The organism is Synechococcus sp. LTW-R, assembly GCF_014217875.1.
Classification (GTDB): Bacteria; Cyanobacteriota; Cyanobacteriia; order PCC-6307; family Cyanobiaceae; genus Vulcanococcus.
The window spans coordinates 1,398,178-1,416,184 of record NZ_CP059060.1; the positions used below are offsets into that span (position 1 = coordinate 1,398,178).

Annotated in this window: 30 protein-coding genes and 1 tRNA gene; 2 read left to right on the forward strand and 29 right to left on the reverse strand. The window is 64.3% G+C overall.

Features of this window, described 5'->3' with window-relative positions; all coding sequences use genetic code 11:
* The first annotated feature begins 12 nt into the window (after positions 1-12).
* Positions 13-906: a serine hydrolase gene (locus H0O22_RS07940; RefSeq protein WP_185186167.1), complete on the forward strand. Its 894-nt coding sequence runs from the start codon at positions 13-15 to the stop codon at positions 904-906.
* A gap of 41 nt (positions 907-947) precedes the next feature.
* On the opposite strand, the gene H0O22_RS07945 is transcribed toward H0O22_RS07940, so the two are convergent.
* Both H0O22_RS07945 and alr read right to left on the reverse strand, forming a co-directional pair.
* Positions 948-1,036, reverse strand: a tRNA-Ser gene (locus H0O22_RS07945).
* A gap of 18 nt (positions 1,037-1,054) precedes the next feature.
* Positions 1,055-2,272: an alanine racemase gene (gene alr, locus H0O22_RS07950; protein ID WP_185186168.1), complete on the reverse strand. Its 1,218-nt coding sequence runs from the start codon at positions 2,270-2,272 to the stop codon at positions 1,055-1,057.
* Between the two features lie 74 nt (positions 2,273-2,346).
* On the opposite strand from alr, the gene H0O22_RS07955 reads away from it, so the two are divergent.
* Positions 2,347-2,865: an HNH endonuclease gene (locus H0O22_RS07955; RefSeq protein WP_185188370.1), complete on the forward strand. Its 519-nt coding sequence runs from the start codon at positions 2,347-2,349 to the stop codon at positions 2,863-2,865.
* Here H0O22_RS07955 and prfA read toward each other — a convergent pair.
* From prfA to rplB, 27 genes are all read right to left on the reverse strand, one after another.
* Positions 2,858-3,961, reverse strand: a complete 1,104-nt coding sequence (prfA, locus tag H0O22_RS07960; protein ID WP_185186169.1) for a peptide chain release factor 1 — start codon at positions 3,959-3,961, stop codon at positions 2,858-2,860. The two genes, H0O22_RS07955 and prfA, sit on opposite strands and share 8 nt — an antisense overlap.
* 87 nt (positions 3,962-4,048) lie before the next feature.
* The gene (gene rpmE, locus H0O22_RS07965) at positions 4,049-4,312 is read right to left on the reverse strand and encodes a 50S ribosomal protein L31 (RefSeq protein WP_185186170.1); all 264 of its coding nucleotides are present in this window, start codon (positions 4,310-4,312) and stop codon (positions 4,049-4,051) included.
* 32 nt (positions 4,313-4,344) lie between these two features.
* Complete coding sequence (gene rpsI, locus H0O22_RS07970) at positions 4,345-4,746, reverse strand: 30S ribosomal protein S9 (protein ID WP_185186171.1); 402 nt, start codon at positions 4,744-4,746, stop codon at positions 4,345-4,347.
* On the reverse strand, positions 4,743-5,195 hold the full coding sequence (gene rplM, locus H0O22_RS07975) for a 50S ribosomal protein L13 (RefSeq protein WP_185188371.1): 453 nt from the start codon (positions 5,193-5,195) through the stop codon (positions 4,743-4,745). Before rplM ends, rpsI begins: the two co-directional genes overlap by 4 nt.
* Positions 5,196-5,433: 238 nt before the next feature.
* Complete coding sequence (truA, locus tag H0O22_RS07980) at positions 5,434-6,303, reverse strand: tRNA pseudouridine(38-40) synthase TruA (protein ID WP_370521418.1); 870 nt, start codon at positions 6,301-6,303, stop codon at positions 5,434-5,436.
* An 85-nt stretch (positions 6,304-6,388) separates the two neighbouring features.
* The gene (gene rplQ / locus H0O22_RS07985) at positions 6,389-6,739 is read right to left on the reverse strand and encodes a 50S ribosomal protein L17 (protein WP_010314995.1); all 351 of its coding nucleotides are present in this window, start codon (positions 6,737-6,739) and stop codon (positions 6,389-6,391) included.
* 45 nt (positions 6,740-6,784) lie between these two features.
* Positions 6,785-7,723 carry a DNA-directed RNA polymerase subunit alpha gene (locus H0O22_RS07990; protein WP_185186173.1) on the reverse strand — a complete coding sequence of 313 codons (939 nt, stop codon included), beginning with the start codon at positions 7,721-7,723 and terminating at the stop codon, positions 6,785-6,787.
* A 56-nt stretch (positions 7,724-7,779) separates the two neighbouring features.
* Positions 7,780-8,172 (reverse strand): 30S ribosomal protein S11, encoded by a 393-nt coding sequence (gene rpsK / locus H0O22_RS07995; protein WP_010314991.1) that lies wholly within the window; start codon positions 8,170-8,172, stop codon positions 7,780-7,782.
* 123 nt (positions 8,173-8,295) lie between these two features.
* Positions 8,296-8,661: a 30S ribosomal protein S13 gene (gene rpsM / locus H0O22_RS08000; protein WP_185186174.1), complete on the reverse strand. Its 366-nt coding sequence runs from the start codon at positions 8,659-8,661 to the stop codon at positions 8,296-8,298.
* A 115-nt stretch (positions 8,662-8,776) separates the two neighbouring features.
* Entirely contained in the window at positions 8,777-8,890 is a 114-nt protein-coding gene (rpmJ, locus tag H0O22_RS08005) for a 50S ribosomal protein L36 (RefSeq protein WP_010311631.1), read from the reverse strand.
* Positions 8,891-8,936: 46 nt separating this feature from the next.
* Entirely contained in the window at positions 8,937-9,485 is a 549-nt protein-coding gene (locus tag H0O22_RS08010; protein ID WP_185186175.1) for an adenylate kinase, read from the reverse strand.
* Positions 9,486-9,519: 34 nt separating this feature from the next.
* Positions 9,520-10,836 (reverse strand): preprotein translocase subunit SecY, encoded by a 1,317-nt coding sequence (gene secY, locus H0O22_RS08015; protein WP_185186176.1) that lies wholly within the window; start codon positions 10,834-10,836, stop codon positions 9,520-9,522.
* A gap of 90 nt (positions 10,837-10,926) precedes the next feature.
* Entirely contained in the window at positions 10,927-11,379 is a 453-nt protein-coding gene (gene rplO, locus H0O22_RS08020) for a 50S ribosomal protein L15 (protein WP_185186177.1), read from the reverse strand.
* Positions 11,380-11,387: 8 nt separating this feature from the next.
* Positions 11,388-12,032, reverse strand: coding sequence for a 30S ribosomal protein S5 (gene rpsE, locus H0O22_RS08025; RefSeq protein ID WP_185186178.1), 645 nt, complete (start codon positions 12,030-12,032; stop codon positions 11,388-11,390).
* Positions 12,033-12,046: 14 nt separating this feature from the next.
* Positions 12,047-12,412 (reverse strand): 50S ribosomal protein L18, encoded by a 366-nt coding sequence (rplR, locus tag H0O22_RS08030; RefSeq protein ID WP_185186179.1) that lies wholly within the window; start codon positions 12,410-12,412, stop codon positions 12,047-12,049.
* A gap of 32 nt (positions 12,413-12,444) precedes the next feature.
* The gene (gene rplF / locus H0O22_RS08035) at positions 12,445-12,984 is read right to left on the reverse strand and encodes a 50S ribosomal protein L6 (RefSeq protein ID WP_185186180.1); all 540 of its coding nucleotides are present in this window, start codon (positions 12,982-12,984) and stop codon (positions 12,445-12,447) included.
* Between the two features lie 16 nt (positions 12,985-13,000).
* Positions 13,001-13,402, reverse strand: a complete 402-nt coding sequence (gene rpsH / locus H0O22_RS08040) for a 30S ribosomal protein S8 (RefSeq protein WP_010314954.1) — start codon at positions 13,400-13,402, stop codon at positions 13,001-13,003.
* Between the two features lie 20 nt (positions 13,403-13,422).
* Positions 13,423-13,962, reverse strand: a complete 540-nt coding sequence (gene rplE, locus H0O22_RS08045; RefSeq protein WP_010314952.1) for a 50S ribosomal protein L5 — start codon at positions 13,960-13,962, stop codon at positions 13,423-13,425.
* A gap of 64 nt (positions 13,963-14,026) precedes the next feature.
* Positions 14,027-14,383: a 50S ribosomal protein L24 gene (gene rplX / locus H0O22_RS08050; RefSeq protein WP_185186181.1), complete on the reverse strand. Its 357-nt coding sequence runs from the start codon at positions 14,381-14,383 to the stop codon at positions 14,027-14,029.
* Position 14,384: 1 nt separating this feature from the next.
* Entirely contained in the window at positions 14,385-14,750 is a 366-nt protein-coding gene (rplN, locus tag H0O22_RS08055; protein WP_010314948.1) for a 50S ribosomal protein L14, read from the reverse strand.
* A 12-nt stretch (positions 14,751-14,762) separates the two neighbouring features.
* Positions 14,763-15,014 (reverse strand): 30S ribosomal protein S17, encoded by a 252-nt coding sequence (gene rpsQ, locus H0O22_RS08060; protein WP_185186182.1) that lies wholly within the window; start codon positions 15,012-15,014, stop codon positions 14,763-14,765.
* Positions 15,015-15,031: 17 nt separating this feature from the next.
* The gene (gene rpmC, locus H0O22_RS08065) at positions 15,032-15,241 is read right to left on the reverse strand and encodes a 50S ribosomal protein L29 (protein ID WP_010314946.1); all 210 of its coding nucleotides are present in this window, start codon (positions 15,239-15,241) and stop codon (positions 15,032-15,034) included.
* Positions 15,242-15,243: 2 nt separating this feature from the next.
* Positions 15,244-15,708 carry a 50S ribosomal protein L16 gene (gene rplP / locus H0O22_RS08070; protein ID WP_185186183.1) on the reverse strand — a complete coding sequence of 155 codons (465 nt, stop codon included), beginning with the start codon at positions 15,706-15,708 and terminating at the stop codon, positions 15,244-15,246.
* 16 nt (positions 15,709-15,724) lie between these two features.
* On the reverse strand, positions 15,725-16,453 hold the full coding sequence (gene rpsC, locus H0O22_RS08075; RefSeq protein WP_185186184.1) for a 30S ribosomal protein S3: 729 nt from the start codon (positions 16,451-16,453) through the stop codon (positions 15,725-15,727).
* Between the two features lie 19 nt (positions 16,454-16,472).
* The gene (gene rplV, locus H0O22_RS08080; RefSeq protein WP_185186185.1) at positions 16,473-16,826 is read right to left on the reverse strand and encodes a 50S ribosomal protein L22; all 354 of its coding nucleotides are present in this window, start codon (positions 16,824-16,826) and stop codon (positions 16,473-16,475) included.
* Between the two features lie 4 nt (positions 16,827-16,830).
* Positions 16,831-17,106 (reverse strand): 30S ribosomal protein S19, encoded by a 276-nt coding sequence (gene rpsS, locus H0O22_RS08085; RefSeq protein WP_010311665.1) that lies wholly within the window; start codon positions 17,104-17,106, stop codon positions 16,831-16,833.
* Positions 17,107-17,141: 35 nt separating this feature from the next.
* On the reverse strand, positions 17,142-18,005 hold the full coding sequence (gene rplB / locus H0O22_RS08090) for a 50S ribosomal protein L2 (protein ID WP_185186186.1): 864 nt from the start codon (positions 18,003-18,005) through the stop codon (positions 17,142-17,144).
* Positions 18,006-18,007: the final 2 nt, after the last annotated feature.

Below are 18,007 nucleotides of genomic sequence, written 5' to 3' on the forward strand. Positions count from 1 at the left end.
CGAGTGGCTGCGATGGCTTTCTACTGCCCAAATGGGGAGATGGAGCAAGCACTGGCTGCGGCGATCAGCAGCCTGGAGCAGGACGGCCGGCCGGGGCTAAGCGAGCAGCTCTCGGTCACCTGGATTCGGTACGGGCAGTCCCTGCGCCACGGCTCCGGCGCGGAAGGCCAAGGCACCCATTGGCGCGGCAACCAGGCGCGCTATCCCGCCAGCGTGGTGAAGCTGCTTTATCTCCTGGCCGCCGAGGCCTGGTTGCAGCGGGAGCTCATCGAGGACAGTCCGGAACTGCGCCGGGCCCTGGCCGACATGATCCGGGACTCCAGCAACGACGCCACCGGCTTGGTCGTGGACCTGCTGACAGGAACCTGCAGTGGCCCGGACCTGCCGGCCGCTGCCCTGGAGAGCTGGAACCAGCAACGCCAACTGATCAACCGCTGGTACGCGGAACGGGGCTGGCCCGAGTGGCCCGGCAATAACGCCTGCCAGAAGACCTGGGGCGATGGCCCCTATGGCCGGGAGCGCCAGTCCTATGGGCCCCAGCTAGAAAACCGCAACCGCCTCAGCAGCAACCTCACAGCCCGGGTCTTGCAGGCGGTCATGGGCCGTGAACTGCTCTCACCAGTCGCCTGCGGCCGGATGCAGGAGCTCTTGACCCGCAGCCTGGATCCAGGGGAGCGGGCCGCGGACCCCGAGAACCAAGTCGATGGCTTTCTCGGCGGCGGTCTCCCCGAGGGTGCCCAGCTCTGGAGCAAGGCCGGCTGGATGAGCCAGGCGCGCCACGACGCCGCCTACATCGAGGTCGAGGGGAAGGCCCCCGCCCTGTTGGTCGTGCTCAGCGAGGGTCCCGAGCGTGCCCAAGACGAAGCGCTGCTGCAGGAGCTCTGCCGGCGACTGCTCGAGGTCTAGAAACTCAAAACCCCAGCCTGGGGTCGGGCTGGGGCTTGGAACGGAGAGGGAGGGATTCGAACCCTCGACAGAAGTTGCCTCCTGTAACTCCTTAGCAGGGAGCCGCTTTCAACCACTCAGCCACCTCTCCAGCGGCCCGCAAAGACTATCAGGCGCTGGCACCGCGGCCAGCTCGTTGGGGGAGCCGCGGCAGGCGATGTTTGAAACCGCAGAGGATCTCCCAAGGAATCGTTCCGATCGGCTCACTCCAGGCCTGCGGATCGATCCGCTCCCCGGCCTCCTCCCCGAGCAAGGTCACCACGCTGCCGGCCTCCAGCGCGGGCACGTCGGTGGCGTCCAGCACGAGTTGATCCATCGTGATCGCCCCCACCTGGGGCAGCCGATGCCCGGCGAAGAGCACCTCCAGGCGATTGGAGAGCAGCCGCGGGACACCATCGGCATAGCCGATGCCCACCACCGCCAAACGGCTGGGGCGCTGAGTGACGAACCGATGGCCGTAGCTCACCCCGACCCCGGCGGGCACCTCGCGAATCAGGCTGACCCGGGCGCGGACGTGCATCGCCGGCTGCAGGCTCAGCCCAGCGCCAAGGTGCTCCGAGGGCCGTTGGCCGTAGAGGGCTAGCCCAACCCGCACCAAGTCGTAGTGCAGCTGCGGGCTGCGCAGGGTCCCCGCAGAATTCGCCAGGTGGCGGCAGCCCGGGGCCAACTGCTGCTGCTGTAGGCCGCTGAGGACCGCATCAAAACGCTGCTGCTGGGTCGCCGTGAGGGCATCGAGGCCATCTCCGGGGGCATCCGCTCCGGCCAGATGGGAATAGACCCCGGCCATCTGCAGCGCATCCAGGCCCTGAATGGCCTCCACCAGGCGCGGTCCCTCCTCCCAGGGCGCCCCTAGGCGGGTCATGCCGGTGTCCAATTTCAGGTGAACCGCCAGCTGGCGGCCACTACCACTGGCCAGGTTCTGGCAGAGCAGGGCCTCGCGCATGCCGCTGAGGGTGGGCATCAACTGCCAGTGCAGGCAGGCCCGCAATTCATCGGGATGGCTGAGGTTGCCGAGCACCAGGACGGGCTGATCGAGCCCCGCCTGACGCAACTCGACCCCCTCCTGGAGGGTCGCGACACCGAAGCAGCTGGCGCCACCAGCGGCCGCCGAGCGGGCGACGGGCACGGCCCCATGGCCATAGCCGTCGGCCTTGACCACGGCCATCAGGGCACAGCCGGGGTGTAGGGAGCGCCTCAGGGCATCCGCGTTGACCTGGATCGCCGCTTCGTCGATTTCAACCCAGGCCCTCTGGCGCGGATGGGGCTGCGGCAGCAAGGCCGCGGCTGCGGGGTCATCGAAGGCAGCAGCAGGCGATGCGTCAACCATCCGCCCTTGGCAGTGCACCTAGCATGCATAGAAATTACGGGGTTGCCCAGCGCAGCTCCCCGGGCAGCGCTCCCATGGGCTCCGTTCTGGTTCTGAATGCCTCCTACGAGCCCCTGAACGTCACCAGCTGGCGCAGGGCCACGGTGATGGTGCTCAAGGGCAAGGCCGAAGGGCTGGAGCATTCACCGGGGCGTCAACTCCGGCCGGGGCTGGGGCTGCCGACGGTGATCCGCTTGCGGCAGTTCGTGCGGGTCCCCTTCCGGCCCCTGCCCCTGACCCGCCGGAACGTCTTCCACCGCGACGGCCACCGCTGCCAGTACTGCGGCAGCAGCAGCGAGCGGCTCTCGATCGATCACGTCCTACCCCGCAGCCGCGGCGGCAGCAACAGCTGGGACAACGTCACCACGGCCTGCCTCCGCTGCAACGTCCACAAGGGCAACCGCACCCCTAAGGAGGCGAGCATGCCCCTGCACTCCGCCCCACGCCGGCCCGTGAGCGGCGCGGTCTTTGAAGCCCAGCGCCAGATGGCCAACGGGGGCCACCGGGAATGGGCCAAGTACGTCGACGGCTGGGAAGAACCGCTCGCTAGTTGACCCCGCTGGCCTGGTCGGCCAGTGCCTCCAACTGACGGCGCTGGTCGGCGGAGACGCAAGCCCCAATCAGCTCTGCCAGCTGGCCCTGCAGCACCGGCTCGAGCGAGAAGTTGCGGCCGAGGCGGTGGTCCGTCGTGCGGTTGTCCTTGTAGTTGTAGGTGCGGATCTTCTCGCTGCGATCGCCGCTGCCCACCTGGGCCAAGCGGGCCGAGCGCTCCTTGGCGTTGGCCTCCGCTAGTTCACGCTCATAGAGCTTGGCCCGCAGGATTTCCAGGGCCCGTTCTCGGTTCTGAAGCTGGGAGCGCTCCTGGGTGCAGAAGACCCGAATGCCGGTGGGCTTGTGCAGCAAGTCGACCGCCGTCTCCACCTTGTTCACGTTCTGGCCGCCGGCACCGCCGGAGCGGGCCGTGCTGATTTCCAGGTCGGTCGGGTCGATCTGAACCTCGACGGGGTCGGCCTCGGGCATCACCGCGACGGTCGCCGTGGAGGTATGAACGCGCCCCTGGGATTCGGTGGCGGGGACCCGTTGCACCCGGTGCACGCCCGCCTCGAATTTCAGCTGGCTGAACACGCTGTCGCCCTGGATCGCCAGGATCAATTCCTTGTAGCCGCCGAGTTCCGCCTCCGAGGCACTCACCGGCTGCACCTTCCAACCAACGCTCTGGGCGTAGCGCTCATACATCCGCGCCAAGTCACCGGCCCAGATAGCCGCCTCGTCGCCGCCAGCGCCGGCACGGATCTCGAGCATCACGCTGCGCTCATCCCGGGGATCACGGGGGAGAAGCGCCAGGGTCAGCTGTTCTTCCATGGCCGCGATCTGCGTCGCCAAGCCGCTCAGCTCCTCCTGGGCGAGGGCTTCCATGTCCTGGTCCCCACGGGACTCCTTCAGGAGCTCCTTGGCCTCCTGTTCCTGTTTGCGCCATTGGCAGAGCTGGTCATAGCCATTGACCAGGGGTTCCAGCCGAGCCCGCTCCCGGGCGATGGGCTCAAGCTGGGCTGGATTGGCCGCCACATCCGGGTCGGCCAACTGGCGCTCCAGGGTGTCAAAGGTGGCGCGCGCCGTCTCTAGACGTTCACGCAGAAAGGAAGCATCCATGGGAGCGGCTCAAGCCAGCAAAAAAGCCGGACGCCCATAGAGCATCCGGCTTGAGGAATCGAGGTCACGACAGACGTGAAGGACAAATCAGGCGTTGTCGGCTGCGTCGACCTTTTTCTCGGCTTTGGCATCGGCGCCACCGGCGCCGCCCATGCCGTACTTGCGCATGAAGCGGTCTACACGGCCCTCGGTGTCCAGAATCTTCTGGGTACCGGTATAGAAGGGGTGGTTGCCGCTCCAGACGTCGACGTGGATCTCGGGAGAGGTGGAGCCAGTGGTCATCACCACTTCTCCGTTACAGATCACCTTGGCATCGGGATACCAGGTGGGATGGATGTCGGCCTTCGGCATGACGGGTACGGGGCTGAGGGGCGAAAGCGCAATCAGCGCTTGGAGAACTGAGGAGCCTTACGGGCTTTCTTCAGGCCGTACTTACGACGCTCCTTGGCGCGGGGGTCACGGCTGAGGTGGCCTTCGGTCTTGAGAGGCTTGCGGTTGTCGGGGGACAACTCGCACAGGGCGCGGGCAGCGCCTTGCTTGATCGCATCGGCCTGACCGGTCAGACCGCCACCACGCACGTTGACCAGGATGTCGTACTCGGCGCCCAGACCCAGGGTCTGCAGAGGAGCCTTGACGGCCGCCAGGTAGGCGGGGTTGTAGTTCAGGTAGTTGTCACCGGGCCGACCATTGATGGTCACGGTGCCATTGCCAGGAACGACGCGGACGCGTGCCACGGAGGTCTTACGACGGCCGGTTCCCCAGTAAACGACTTTGGTGGTGCTCATTTGGTGGAAGCGGCGGGATCGAGGGCCAGAGCCTTGGGCTGCTGGGCGGCGTGGGGGTGTTCAGCACCCTTGTAGACCTTCAGCTTGCGGAACAGCTGACGACCGAGGGCGTTGTGGGGGAGCATTCCCTTCACAGCCTTCTCGATGATCCGCTCGGGGATCCGTGCCTGCAGGGCAGCGAAGGTTTCGGTCTTCATGCCACCGGGGCGACCGGAGTGGCGGCGGTAGAGCTTGTCGGAAGCCTTGTTACCGCTCACCTTCACCTTCTCAGCGTTGATCACCACGACGAAGTCGCCGGCGTCGATGTGAGGGGCGAAGTTGGGGTTGTTCTTACCCCGCAGAACCGAAGCGACCTCGGTGGCAAGCCGGCCGAGGGTCTGGTTCTCAGCGTCCACCAGATACCACTGGCGGGCTGAGGAATCCTGGGGAGGGACGAGAGTCTTGTTCATCGCGCCGGCGGGCCGGTTCGGATAGGACCCCATCACCACGCTTAGGCGGGTGGGGTTGGACAGGGTGTCTGGACTGTGGGTCTCGACTAATGACGGCAGCCACCCGATCACTCGGGTGTCAATCGCTCGTTGAGTGAACCTACCGCTTCGCCGATCCCCACTACTGGGGACAGGGTTTGGGGCAGGGGCTGGCCGCCGATGGACATCGGCAGGTCAACTCTGAGACCGGCAGACCCAGTCAGTGCAAGGACTGACCCGGTGCTGCTGGCGGTGCATCAGAGCCCTCCAGCAAATACCGCGGTTGACAATCGTACCAGGCAGCCCTGGGAAAGATCTCACTCGGGTAGCCCACCCGCAGCAGGCACAAACCCTGTGGGGGAGCAGCTTCTTTGACCTCCTCACGGGCCTGACTCCGCCAGCGACGGCTGAACGCCTCCAGGCTGAGCCGGCCCTCGCCAACGGCCACGAGCTGGCCCATCACCAGGCGGACCATCCCGTAGAGGAAACCACTGGCCTGGAGCTCGACCTCCAGCAGATCGCCCCGACGCCGCACCGAGACCTCCTGCAGGGTCGTCCGAGAGTGGGAACGGGCGCTACCGGCACGCTCAAAGGCCGCGAAGTCGTGCTCCCCGAGCATCTCCTCGAGGGCCGCTCGCATCCGATCCTCATCAAGCTGGAACTGGTAGCGGTGCCAGCTCCAGGGGGCCAGGAAGAGGTTCGGGATCCGGGCGTTGTAGATCGTGTAGCGATAGCGCCGGTAGGTCGCCGAGAAGCACGCGTGCCAGTCCGGCGCCACCGGCGCAGCAGAACGCACCCGGATGCTGGCCGGGAGACGGCCATTCAGGGCCGCGGGCCAGCGATGGGCGGGGATCGGACCGGCGCAGTCGAAGTGAACGACCTGGCCTGAGGCATGGACGCCGCTATCGGTCCTGCCCGCCGCCACCACGGTGGCCGGTCCGCCGGGGTCCAACTGAGCCAGGGCGGCTTCCAGGGTTTCTTGAACGCTCGGGTCCCGGGGCTGGCGCTGCCAGCCGCAGTAGGCGGAACCGTCGTATTGAAGACAGAGGGCGGTCCGCCTGAGCTGCTCGGTGGGCGTGCTGTCGGTCAAGGCTGATGCCTCTGAAGCCATAAAAAACCGCGCAGAGGACGGACCTCCGCGCGGTGGTGCTGATCAAGCGAAGGATCTCTAGAGATCAGACGAGCTCGATGATCGCCATCTCAGCGTTGTCACCACGGCGGGGGACGGTGCGGATGATGCGGGTGTAACCGCCATTGCGGTCGCCGTAACGCTCCTGGGCCTTGTCAAACAGGGCGTGCACCAGTTGCTTGTCGTAGATGTAGCCGATGGCTCGGCGACGGGCGGCCAGGCTGCCGTCCTTGGCCAGGGTGATCATGCGCTCGGCTTCGTCACGGAGAGCCTTGGCGCGGGCCTTGGTGGTGGTCAGACGACCCTCACGGATCAGCTGGGTGGTCAGGGCGCGAAGCATGGCTTTGCGCTGGTCGGCGGGACGCCCCAATTTGGGGACTCGGCACTGGTGACGCATGACTAAATCGGATGAAACGAGGGGGAGACAGGTGCTGCTGCGCGATCAGGCGCTGGTGCGGCTCTGGGGCAGGGAGATACCGATGCGCTCGAGGGCCTCGATCACCTCGTCGGCCGACTTGGAACCGAAGTTCTTGATTTCGAGCAGATCTTCGTAGCTGAAGCCCATTAGGTCAGACACGGAGTTGACTTGGGCGCGCTTCAGGCAGTTGTAGGCGCGAACCGAAAGGTTCAGCTCTTCAAGGGGGATCTGAGCTTCTGGGGAGGGCTCGGGCTCCTGGCTTTGCTCCTCTTCCATGGTCAGGGTCGCCATGGGCTGGATCAGGGTGATCAGCTGATTGGCGGCCTGGGCCATCGCGTCGTCAGGCGTCAGAGAGCCGTCGGTCAGGATCTCCAGACGCAGGCGCTCGCGGGCGGAACCGCCTTCGCCAACCGCGGTCTCATCGATCGTGTAGTTGGCGCGCTGGACGGGCATGAACACGGCGTCGATCTGCAGGAGATCAACGGCACTGGTGTCCTCGACACGACGGTCAACGGGGCGGTAGCCAACGCCACGCTCGACGTGAACTTCCAGCTCCAGGCTGTGGCCCTCGGCGACGGTGGCGATCGGACGCTCAGGGTCGATCACGCTCACCTGGGAGGAGAACTGCAGGTCGCCAGCGGTCACGGTGGCGGGACCGTTGACCACCAGGCGGCCGATCTCCAGCTCGCGGCTGCGGCTGTTGACGGCGACGTCCTTGCAGTTCAGCAGAATGTCGAGAACGTCCTCGCGAACGCCGGGGACGGTGGCGTATTCGTGGTTGACGCCGGCGATGCGCACGGCGGTGATGGCGCTGCCCTCAAGGGCGCCCATCAGCATGCGGCGCAGGGAGTTACCCAGGGTGGTCGCCTGGCCACGCTCAAGGGGGCCAATGACGAAGACGCCGGTTTGGGAACGATCGTCAGCGATCTGGTGTTCAACCCGATCAATCTGGTACTGCAACACGGTCTGAAGCTCAGATAGGTGGATGGCCCCCCTCTGGGGCTAGTCGATGCGTCGAATCAGACCCGGCGACGCTTGGAACGGCGGCAACCGTTGTGGGGCAGCGGGGTGACGTCACGGATCAGGGTGATCTCGAGACCAGCAACCTGCAGAGCACGGATGGCGGTTTCACGACCGGAACCAGGACCGCGAACCAGCACCTCGATTTGGCGCATCCCCTGCTCAAGGGCGCGACGGGCAGCTGCTTCAGCGGCGGTTTGGGCGGCGAAGGGGGTGCCTTTACGGGCGCCCTTGAAACCACTTGCACCAGCGGAGCTCCAGGAGATCACTTCACCGGCGGTGTCAGTGATGGAGACGATGGTGTTGTTGAACGTGCTCTGGATGTGAGCAACGCCGTTGGGGACGTTGCGCTTCGTCTTCTTGGAACCAGACTTTTTGGCGGGCTTGGCCATGGATAAAGCCCTGCAAGAGCAGGGAGGTGATCGGGGGTCTTAAGGGAGCAACCTGGTGACGACGGCACGCACTCGGCCGAACGGCAGGCGCTATGGGGCCATAGGCCTGAAGCAAGCGGTGGCTTACTTCTTCTTACCGGCCACGGTCTTGCGGCTACCGCGGCGAGTACGGGCGTTGGTGCGGGTGCGCTGACCGCGGACGGGCAGACCGACGCGGTGGCGACGACCACGGACGCAACCGATGTCCTGAAGGCGCTTCATGGCCATGCCCTCTTGACGACGCAGGTCGCCCTCAAGGGTGTAGCTCTCGGTTGCACCGCGAAGCTTTTGAATGTCGGAATCTTCCAGGTCCTTGACGCGGGTGTCGGGGTTCACACCGGTCTTGGCCAGAATCTTTTGGGCCGTGGTCAGGCCGATTCCGTAGACGTAGGTCAGGGCGATTTCGATCCTCTTGTCGCGAGGAATATCAACGCCGGCAATACGAGCCACTGAAAAAACGTTGGGGTGAGCAGGGGAAAGGCCTAAGCGGGGGCCTCGGATAGAACCGAGGTCAACGATCAAGCCGGGTTTTGTCCAAACGGACCGGGGCAAGGTCAGCGGGGGATCAACCCTGGCGCTGCTTGTGCTTCGGGTTGGCGCAGATCACCATCACCCGACCATGCCGGCGAATCACGCGGCACTTGTCGCACATTTTCTTGACCGAGGCACGCACCTTCATGGGAGCGGTCTCTCCAAATTTCCAAACAGCGAACTTACCACAGGGGTCAACCCAACAGGGCTGCGATCCGCTCTGCGATGGCCTCGACCGTACCGACCGCTTCGACGGGCGCAATCAGGCCACGCTCGCGGTAGTAAGCGATCAGAGGCTCGGTTTGCTCGCGGTAGACCTCGAGGCGATGGCGGATGACCTCCTCGTTGTCATCGGCCCGCCCGCGAGAGAGCAGACGCTGCACCAGGACGCCGTCATCGAGTTCCATCAGAACGACGAGCTCGATCTGCTGGCCAAGCTCCTCGAGCAGGCTGGCCAGGGCATCAGCCTGGGCGACATTGCGGGGGAACCCATCCAGCAGCCAACCACCGCTGTGGTTTTGCAACCGGCTGCGGACGATGGCGAGCACCAAGGTATCGCTCACCAGCTCGCCGCGGGCCATGACCGCCTCGGCCTCTTTGCCCAACTCACTGCCGGCAGCGACTTCAGCGCGCAGCAGATCGCCGGTGGAGAGGTGCAGCAGCCCTTGGCTCTCGGCCAGCTTCTGGGCTTGGGTGCCCTTGCCCGCACCGGGGGGGCCAAGGAAGAGGAGACGTTGCTTCATGGCAGGAAGAGAAGAAAAACGAAGGGGCCGGGAATTACTGGCGAACCATGCCTTCGTAGCGCTGCGAGATCACAGCGGTTTGCAGTTGCTTCGCGGTCTGGATGGCGACGCCCACAAGGATCAGCAGGCTGGTGGCGCCGAGGCCTTGGAAGGTCTGAACCCGAGTGGCGGACTCAACCGCCGACGGCACGATGGCAACCGCCCCGAGGAACAGGGCGCCAAGCAGGGTGAGACGGTTCTGGATGCCGGTCAGGTAGGCCGTGGTAGCCGAGCCGGGACGGACTCCGGGGATGGCGACCCCACCCCGCTTCAGGTTCGAGGCCACATCCACCGGACGGACCGTCAGGGTGGCGTAGAAGAACGAGAAGCCAATGATCAGACCGAAGAACAGCAACGCATAGACCCAAGGGGTGCTGCTATTGGGGCTCAAGAAACTGGCGATCTGAATCAGGGTCGGGTTCTTGCTGAAGTTGGCGATCTGCAGGGGTAGGAAGACCACCGCCGAGGCAAAGATGATCGGCATCACGCCGCCGGCATTGAGCTTCAAAGGCAGATAGCTCTGACGGGCGGAGATCCCCGCTCCACCGACCTGACGCTTGGCACTGACGATGGGGATGCGGCGGCTGCCCTCCTCGACGCAGACGATGCCAACGATGGTGATCAAGAAGACCGCCACCAGAACGACGATGCCGCCGACGGCCTCGCGACCACCGGTTTGGGCCAACTCAATGGTGGAGCCCAGAGCCCGCGGCAGGGTCGCGACGATGTTCAGATAGATGACCAGGGACGCCCCCTGGCCAATACCGCGCTCGGTGATGACCTCACTGAGCCACATCACCACCATCGAACCGGTCACCAGGGCAATTGCCGTCTGGGCGACGAACACCAAGTCCGGCGTCCCGGGCAGTGCGTAGGGCCTGAGGATCAGGGCAAAGACGATGCTCTGAAAGAGACCCCAGCCCAGAGCGACATAGCGGGTGTACTGGGCAATCTTGCGGCGGCCCGCCTCACCCTCATTCTTCTGCAGATCCTCCAGCTGGGGTAGGGCCGAAGTCAGCAGCTGAATGATGATCGAGGCGTTGATGAAAGGAAGGATCCCTAGAGCAAAGACACCGAGGGCGGAGATGCCGCCACCGGTGAAGATGTCGAGGAAGCCCAGCAGGGAACCACCCTGAGACGCGAACGCCTGGAAGGCTGCGCGGTCAATCCCAGGCACGGGGATATAGATGCCCAGGCGCACCAGGAGCAGAAGCCCCAAGGTGATGAGAACCCTGTTGCGCAGGTCCTTGGCTTGAACCAGCTGCGTGAGGATTTCACCGGCACTGGGGTTACGCCCCCGGCTGACGACCATGGCGGGTGTTGACGAACAAGAAAAAACCGTCTGGTGATCGGATCGATCGCCAGACGGCATTGACCTTAATGGGCCGTGGACAGGCGGAGATCAGATCTCTTCGCAGGTGCCACCGGCAGCTTCGATCTTCTGGCGGGCAGAAGCGGTGAAGGCGGCCGCTTGAACGGTCAGCTTCACGCTCAGATCACCATTACCCAGGACCTTCAGGGGGTGCTTGGGGTTGGTCACCAGGCCGTCCTTGACCAGGGTGTCGATGTTGACGGTGCTGCCGGCTTTGAGCTCGGCAAGCTTCGCAACATTGATCACCGTGTAGTTCTTCGGATTGATGACGGTGAAGTGCTTGAGCTTCGGCACCCGGCGGTACAGAGGCATCTGACCACCTTCGAAGCCAGGACGGGTCGGACGACCCGAGCGGGACTTCTGGCCACGCATACCGAAACCACAGCTGGCGCCTTGGCCAGCGGCGATACCGCGACCCTTACGCAGCTTGCGGCGGCGGGAGCCGGCTTGCGGCTTGAGGGTTTGGAGGTTGAGCGATGTCATGGCGGGCCTCAGGAGTAGATCTGCTCAAGGGAGATGCCACGCTCCTTGGCGGTCTCCTTGTGGGTGCGCAGGCCAGCCAGGGCATCCATGGCGGCGCGGGCGTTGTTGAGGGGGGTCTTGGAGCCTAGGCGCTTGGCCAGCACGTTCTTAATGCCGGCGAGCTCAAGCACCGTGCGGATGGAACCACCCGCGATCACACCGGTACCGGGGGCAGCGGGGCGGATCAGGACGCTGGCAGCGCCATCGCGACCGTTGCTCAGGGTGGGGATCGAGGAGTGACGGGTCAGGGGCACCTTGACCAGGTGCTTCTTACCGTCAGCGACGCCCTTGCGGACGGCACCGATCACGTCGCCAGCCTTGCCGACGCCGACGCCAACCTGGCCTTTCTCGTTGCCGACGACAACGATGGCCCGGAAGCTCATCTTCTTACCGCCCTTCACGGTCTTGGAGACGCGGCGGATTTGCACCACGCGCTCTTGCCATTCGGAGTCACGCTCCTGGCCACGGCGGCCACGGCGGTCGCCACCGCGACGGTCGCCACGGCCTTCGCCGCGACCACCACGACGCTGATCCTGCTGCTGGCCTTCGGCCGCTGCGGGCACATCAGCTGCCGCTGGGATGGCGCTGGACTGGTTGTTGTTGGTTTCGGTCATGGTGAGAGCAGGGATCAGAACTGAAGGCCCGCTTCCCGGGCGGCGTCAGCCAGGGCCTTGACACGGCCGTGGTAGAGCTTGCCGCCACGATCGAAGACCACCGATTGAATGCCCTTGGCGAGGGCACGCTTGGCGACCAGCTGACCGACTGCGACAGAAGCATCGCAGGTGGCGCCGATGGTGACGTTGCTGCGGAGCTCTTTATCGACGGTGGACGCAGAGCAAAGGGTGCTCTGGGCGACGTCGTCGATGACTTGGGCGTAGATGTGGTTGTTGGAGCGGAACACAGCCAGGCGAGGACGCGCGGCGGTGCCGGAGAGATTGCGGCGCAGACGGCGGTGACGCTTTTGTGTCTGCTGCTTGCGGGAAAGGGTGGACATGGAAGTACTGGGTAAAAACGCTTAAGCAGACCTCACTTCTTACCGGTCTTACCGGCCTTGCGGAGGATGCGTTCGCCCTCGTACTTGATGCCCTTGCCCTTGTAAGGCTCGGGGGGACGGATGGCGCGAACCTTGGCCGCTTCGTTGCCGACCAGCTCCTTATCGGGGCCGGAGACAATCACGGTGGTGTTGCCGTCAACGGCGAAGGTCACGCCCTCGGGGGCGATCATTTCGACCTGATGGCTGTAGCCAGCGCTGACGACGAGCTTCTTGCCCTGAACGGCGGCGCGGTAACCCACACCGACGATCTCGAGCTTGCGGGTGAAGCCCTTGCTGACACCCTCGACCATGTTGGCGACGAGGGTCCGGCACAGACCGTGGCGCTCGCGGGAGCGGCGGCTGGTGCTGGAGGGGGACACCACGATGGTGCTGCCGTCCTGAGCAACCGCCACGCCGTCAGGCAGGGTGCGGCTCAGTTCGCCTTTGGGGCCTTTGACTTTGACGTCGAGGCCGTTGAGGCTGACGGTGACGCCGCCCGGAACGGGAATCGGCGATTTACCAATACGAGACATGAATCAATCCCCCTAATCAGTAGACGTAAGCGAGCACTTCGCCACCGACGCCCTGCTTGCGGGCGTCGCGGTCGCTCATCACACCTTTGGAGGTGGAGATGATGGCCACGCCGAGGCCGCCCAGCACTTTGGGGAGCTGACGAGTGTTCTTGTAAACGCGCAGGCCAGGCTTGCTGACGCGCTGCACGGTGCGAATAATCGGCTGGCGGTGCTTACCGCTGTACTTCAGTTCCAGCACCAGGTGCTTCATCACGCCTTCACCTTCTTCGGTGATCTCGGCGATGAAACCTTCCTGTTGCAGCACCTTGGCGATGCTTTGGGCCATGCGCGAAGCCGGCACCTTGGTGGATTGATGACGCTTCTCACTCGCATTGCGAATGCGGGTGAGCATGTCGGAAATCGGGTCGTGATTAGCCATAGGTCGGGTCCGAAGAGGGCTCAGTTGCTGCGGAACGGCATTCCCATCTCGCGGAGGAGGGCCCGGCCCTCTTCGTCGTTACGGGCAGTGGTCACGATGGTGATGTCCATGCCCCGGATGGCATCGATCTTGTCGAACGAGATCTCGGGAAAAATGATCTGCTCCTTCACCCCGAGGGTGTAGTTGCCACGACCGTCAAAGCTCTTCTCGCTCACACCGCGGAAGTCGCGGATGCGGGGCAGAGCCAGGTTGATGAGACGCTCGAGGAACGCATACATGCGGTCACCACGGAGGGTGACGGCCACGCCAATCGGCATGCCCTGACGGATCTTGAAGCCAGCGATGGCCTTCTTGGCGCGGGTCACAACCACCTTTTGACCGGTGATGGTGGCCAGCTCCTCAATGGAGGCCTCGAGGGCCTTGGCATTGGCGGCGGCTTCGCCGAGGCCCCGGTTGACGGTGACTTTCACCACCTTGGGGACTTCGTGGATGTTCGAGAGACTGAGATCCTTAAGCAACTTGGGCTGGATCTTCTCCCGATAGTTCTGTTTAAGGGACATGACGGGGAAAGGAGATGCGCTTCTGGTCTTGGTCAGAAGGCGGACAAGGTCGATGTAAGTGAGATCAGTCGAGGATCTCGCCGGTTTTCTTGAGGCGGCGCTTCTTGGTGCCGTCCTTCTCCACCACGGTCTCCACGCGGCTGGCCACCTTTTTGTCGGTGGAATACAGCATCACGTTGGAGGCGTGCAGGGAGGCTTCTTCGGTGACGATGCGACCGGTTTCGCCTTCCTGGGTGGGCTTCATGTGGCGGGTGCGGAGGTTAATACCCTGCACGACCACACGGTTCTCATAGGGAAAGGTGCGCAGGACCTCACCGGTCTTGCCCTTGTCCTTACCGCTGATCACCTGAACGGTGTCGCCCTTCTTGATGCGCATCTTGGTGCGCACCTGAACTTGGGCTTTAGGGGTGGCAGTCGCCATCTCAGATCACCTCCGGAGCGAGGGACACGATCTTGGTGAAATTGCGGTCACGCAGTTCGCGAGCCACAGGACCGAAGACGCGGGTGCCCTTGGGGTTGTTGTCAGTGCCGAGGATCACGGCAGCGTTGTCGTCAAAACGGATCGAGTTGCCGTTGACGCGACGCATGGTGGCTTTGGTGCGAACCACCACAGCCTTGACCACGTCGGACTTTTTCACGCCCATGTTGGGCATGGCGTCCTTGACGGCGGCCACGATCACGTCGCCCACGTGGGCGTAGCGACGGTTGGTGCCCAGCACGCGGATGCACTGGATGCGCTTGGCGCCGCTGTTGTCAGCGACGTTGAGGAAGGTTTCCTGTTGGATCATCGGGAGCTCTCCTCAGCTGGCGCTGCTGTTGTTCAGCACCTCGGCCACGGACCAACGCTTGGTGCGGCTGAGGGGGCGGGTTTCGGTGATGCGGACGCGGTCACCCACCTTGCAGGTGTTGGCCTCATCGTGCGCCTTGTAGCGCTTGGTGCGGCTCACCGTCTTTTGATAGATGGGGTGGGGGAAGCGGTTTTCCACCGCCACCACCACGGTTTTATCCATCTTGTCGCTGACGACGGTGCCGACCCTTTCCTTGGTTGCCATAACGGTTACTTAGGGGATCAGGAAGCGGCGGAGCTCTTGCGCTCCGTTTGCACCGTCAGCAGCTGGGCCAGCTTGATGCGGGCGGCCTTGAAGCGGTGCGGGTTCTCGAGACGGCGGGTGGCCTGCTCGAAACGAAGGGTGAACAGTTCGCGACGGGTGTCGTCGATCTGCGTGGTGATGTCGCCGTCGGAAAGCTTGCGCACCTCGGCGATGTCGGGACGTGCCATGGTCAGGACTCCACGGTGGTGGCGGCCGCGGCGGCAGCCTGGGCAGCTTCCTGATCCGCCAGGGTCAGGAACTTGGTCTTCACGGGCAGCTTGTACTGCGCCAGGCGCATGGCCTCTTTGGCGATCTCGGGGGTGATGTCGGCACCGCCCATCTCAAAGAGGATGCGGCCGGGCTTGATCACAGCCACCCAGAACTCCGGATTGCCCTTACCGGAACCCATACGGGTTTCAGCGGGGCGCATGGTCACCGGCTTGTCGGGGAAGATCCGGATCCAGATCTTTCCGCCCCGCTTGACGTAGCGGGTCATGGCACGGCGGCTGGCCTCAATCTGACGGGAGGTGATCCACCCGCACTCTTGGGCCTGCAGAGCGAACTCACCGAAGGCGATGGTGTTGCCACGGGTGGCGACACCGCGCATGCGGCCGCGCTGCTGCTTACGGAATTTGACGCGTCTTGGACTCAGCATGGTTCAGGCCTCCTGATCACTCTTCGTTCGAACGGTCTTCGAACTGTTGGGGCCGACGGCTAGCGCGGCGCTTCGGACTTGCACCCACGGGCACTTTGTCCTGGCTGCCGGGAAGCACTTCGCCTTTGAAGACCCAAACCTTGATGCCCAGCACCCCGTAGGTAGTGGTGGCCACTTTGGTTGCGTAGTCGATGTCGGCGCGGAGGGTGTGCAGGGGCACCCGACCTTCACGGCTCCACTCGGTACGGGCAATTTCTGCACCGTTGAGGCGGCCGCTGACCTGAAGCTTCATGCCCAGGACACCGGCGCGCTGAGCGCGCTGGATGGCCATACGCATGACGCGACGGAAAGCAACGCGCTTCTCGAGCTGTTGAGCGATGTACTCAGCCAGCAGGAAAGCGTCCGCGTCAACGCGCTCTACTTCAACCACGTTGATCCGCACCTGACGGGCGGAGTCACCGATGGTCTTCTGGATGCCGCTGCGCAGCTCTTCGATACCGCTGCCCTGGCGGCCGACGAGAACGCCGGGGCGGGCAGTTTTGAGTTCAACCTCGAGCTGATCGGCCTTACGGGCGATCACAACGTCGCTGATGCCAGCGGCGCCGTACTTCTTGTGGATGAACTTACGGATCTGATCGTCTTCCTTCAGGAGAGACGGATAGGTCTTGCTGGGGGCGTACCAGCGGGACCGGTGTTCCTGGGTGATCCCCAGGCGCAAGCCGGTTGGATGGATCTTGTGTCCCATCGATCGGTGTCCTCGGGGGTCAGGCGGCAGGAGCCACAGCAATGCTGATGTGGCAGGTCTTTTTCTGGATCGCGTAGGCGCGACCCTGGGCACGGGGGCGATAGCGCTTCATCACCGGACCCATGTCCGCCGTGGCGGAGGAGATCACGAGGGAAGCGGGATCGAGACCCAGGTTGTGCTCGGCGTTGGCTACGGCGCTGCGCAGGACCTTGGTGATCGGACCCGTGGAGCGGTAGGGCATGAACTCGAGCATGATCAGCGCGTCGCGATAGCTGCGACCGCGGATCTGATCGAGAACCCGGCGAACCTTGGACACGGAGCCGCGGATGTAGCGGCCGTGTGCCTGAGCTGTCGTGGATGAGGTGTTTGCCATGTCCTCAGCGGCCTCCTTTCTTGTCCTTGATGTGGCCGCGGAAGTTGCGCGTCGGCGCAAATTCCCCCAGCTTGTGGCCCACCATCTGCTCAGTCACATAGACGGGCACATGGGCCTTGCCGTTGTGAACGGCAATGGTGTGGCCGATCATCATCGGCAGGATCGTGGAAGCACGTGACCAGGTCTTGATCACGGACTTGTCGTCGGCGGCGTTCTGCTTCTCAACCTTGCGCAGAAGGCTGTCGGCAATGAACGGACCTTTTTTGAGTGAACGTCCCATAGCGGTTTAAACGAACAGCAAAGCGGTGAGGTTGATCAGGAATCGCGTCCGCCACGGCTCCGCTTGGAGGTGCGGCGACGTTTCCGGAGCACAAACCGATTGCTGGGTTTGTTCCGCTTGCGGGTCTTGAGGCCCAGAGCAGGCTTGCCCCAAGGGGTGACAGGGCCAGAACGGCCGATCGGAGCGCGGCCCTCGCCACCACCGTGGGGGTGATCGCAGGGGTTCATCACGCTGCCTCGGACCTGAGGGCGACGACCCAGCCAGCGGCGACGGCCGGCCTTACCGAGGCTGGTGTTACGAACCTCGGAGTTGCCCACTTCGCCGATGGTGGCGTAGCACTCACGGCGCACCAGGCGCACCTCGGTGGAGGGCAGCTTGAGGGCGACGTAGTCACCTTCTTTGGCCATCACCTGGGCGCTGGCACCAGCGGTACGAACCATCTGGCCGCCGCGACCGGCGTAGAGCTCAACGCAGTGAACGCTGGAGCCCAGGGGGATCGCCGAGAGGGGCAGGGCGTTGCCGGTCTCGATCGGGGCATCGGGTCCGGAAACCACGGTGGAGCCCACGGTCACGCCAGCCGGAGCCAGGATGTAGCGCTTCTCGCCATCGGCGTAGAAGAGCAAGGCCAGGCGGGCGTTGCGGTGGGGGTCGTAGTGGATCGCTGCCACCTTCGCGACCACGCCGTGCTTGTTGCGGCGGAAGTCAACGAGGCGATAGAGGCGCTTGTGGCCACCGCCGCGATGGCGGCAGGTGATCACACCACGGTTGTTGCGACCTTTGCGTTGGTGCTTGGCCACCACCAGGCCCCGTTCACGACCGCGACCGGTGACTTCAGCGAAATCGCTGGCGACACGGGTACGGGTGCCGGGGGTGATGGGGCGGTACTTACGGATTCCCATAG

Bases quoted from the DNA above. Each gene is read 5' to 3' on its own strand.
- rplB (WP_185186186.1), bottom strand. From the start codon at position 18,005: ATGGGAATCCGTAAGTACCGCCCCATCACCCCCGGCACCCGTACCCGT.
- rpmC (WP_010314946.1), bottom strand. From the start codon at position 15,241: ATGGCACGTCCCGACATCGCCGAGGTGCGCAAGCTTTCCGACGGCGAC.
- rplX (WP_185186181.1), bottom strand. From the start codon at position 14,383: ATGGCGACTGCCACCCCTAAAGCCCAAGTTCAGGTGCGCACCAAGATG.
- rpmJ (WP_010311631.1), bottom strand. From the start codon at position 8,890: ATGAAGGTGCGTGCCTCGGTCAAGAAAATGTGCGACAAGTGCCGCGTG.
- rpsS (WP_010311665.1), bottom strand. From the start codon at position 17,106: ATGGGACGTTCACTCAAAAAAGGTCCGTTCATTGCCGACAGCCTTCTG.
- rpsE (WP_185186178.1), bottom strand. From the start codon at position 12,032: ATGACCGAAACCAACAACAACCAGTCCAGCGCCATCCCAGCGGCAGCT.
- rplM (WP_185188371.1), bottom strand. From the start codon at position 5,195: ATGAACAAGACTCTCGTCCCTCCCCAGGATTCCTCAGCCCGCCAGTGG.
- prfA (WP_185186169.1), bottom strand. From the start codon at position 3,961: ATGGATGCTTCCTTTCTGCGTGAACGTCTAGAGACGGCGCGCGCCACC.
- rpsC (WP_185186184.1), bottom strand. From the start codon at position 16,453: ATGGGACACAAGATCCATCCAACCGGCTTGCGCCTGGGGATCACCCAG.
- rpsH (WP_010314954.1), bottom strand. From the start codon at position 13,402: ATGGCTAATCACGACCCGATTTCCGACATGCTCACCCGCATTCGCAAT.
- rplQ (WP_010314995.1), bottom strand. From the start codon at position 6,739: ATGCGTCACCAGTGCCGAGTCCCCAAATTGGGGCGTCCCGCCGACCAG.
- rpmE (WP_185186170.1), bottom strand. From the start codon at position 4,312: ATGCCGAAGGCCGACATCCATCCCACCTGGTATCCCGATGCCAAGGTG.
- rpsQ (WP_185186182.1), bottom strand. From the start codon at position 15,014: ATGGCAACCAAGGAAAGGGTCGGCACCGTCGTCAGCGACAAGATGGAT.
- rplO (WP_185186177.1), bottom strand. From the start codon at position 11,379: ATGACATCGCTCAACCTCCAAACCCTCAAGCCGCAAGCCGGCTCCCGC.
- rplP (WP_185186183.1), bottom strand. From the start codon at position 15,708: ATGCTGAGTCCAAGACGCGTCAAATTCCGTAAGCAGCAGCGCGGCCGC.
- rplF (WP_185186180.1), bottom strand. From the start codon at position 12,984: ATGTCTCGTATTGGTAAATCGCCGATTCCCGTTCCGGGCGGCGTCACC.
- rplR (WP_185186179.1), bottom strand. From the start codon at position 12,412: ATGTCCACCCTTTCCCGCAAGCAGCAGACACAAAAGCGTCACCGCCGT.
- secY (WP_185186176.1), bottom strand. From the start codon at position 10,836: ATGGTCGTCAGCCGGGGGCGTAACCCCAGTGCCGGTGAAATCCTCACG.
- H0O22_RS08010 (WP_185186175.1), bottom strand. From the start codon at position 9,485: ATGAAGCAACGTCTCCTCTTCCTTGGCCCCCCCGGTGCGGGCAAGGGC.
- rpsI (WP_185186171.1), bottom strand. From the start codon at position 4,746: ATGAGCACCACCAAAGTCGTTTACTGGGGAACCGGCCGTCGTAAGACC.
- H0O22_RS07940 (WP_185186167.1), top strand. From the start codon at position 13: ATGGCTTTCTACTGCCCAAATGGGGAGATGGAGCAAGCACTGGCTGCG.
- rplN (WP_010314948.1), bottom strand. From the start codon at position 14,750: ATGATCCAACAGGAAACCTTCCTCAACGTCGCTGACAACAGCGGCGCC.
- rplE (WP_010314952.1), bottom strand. From the start codon at position 13,962: ATGTCCCTTAAACAGAACTATCGGGAGAAGATCCAGCCCAAGTTGCTT.
- rplV (WP_185186185.1), bottom strand. From the start codon at position 16,826: ATGGCAAACACCTCATCCACGACAGCTCAGGCACACGGCCGCTACATC.
- alr (WP_185186168.1), bottom strand. From the start codon at position 2,272: ATGGTTGACGCATCGCCTGCTGCTGCCTTCGATGACCCCGCAGCCGCG.
- rpsK (WP_010314991.1), bottom strand. From the start codon at position 8,172: ATGGCCAAGCCCGCCAAAAAGTCTGGTTCCAAGAAGACGAAGCGCAAC.
- H0O22_RS07955 (WP_185188370.1), top strand. From the start codon at position 2,347: ATGGGCTCCGTTCTGGTTCTGAATGCCTCCTACGAGCCCCTGAACGTC.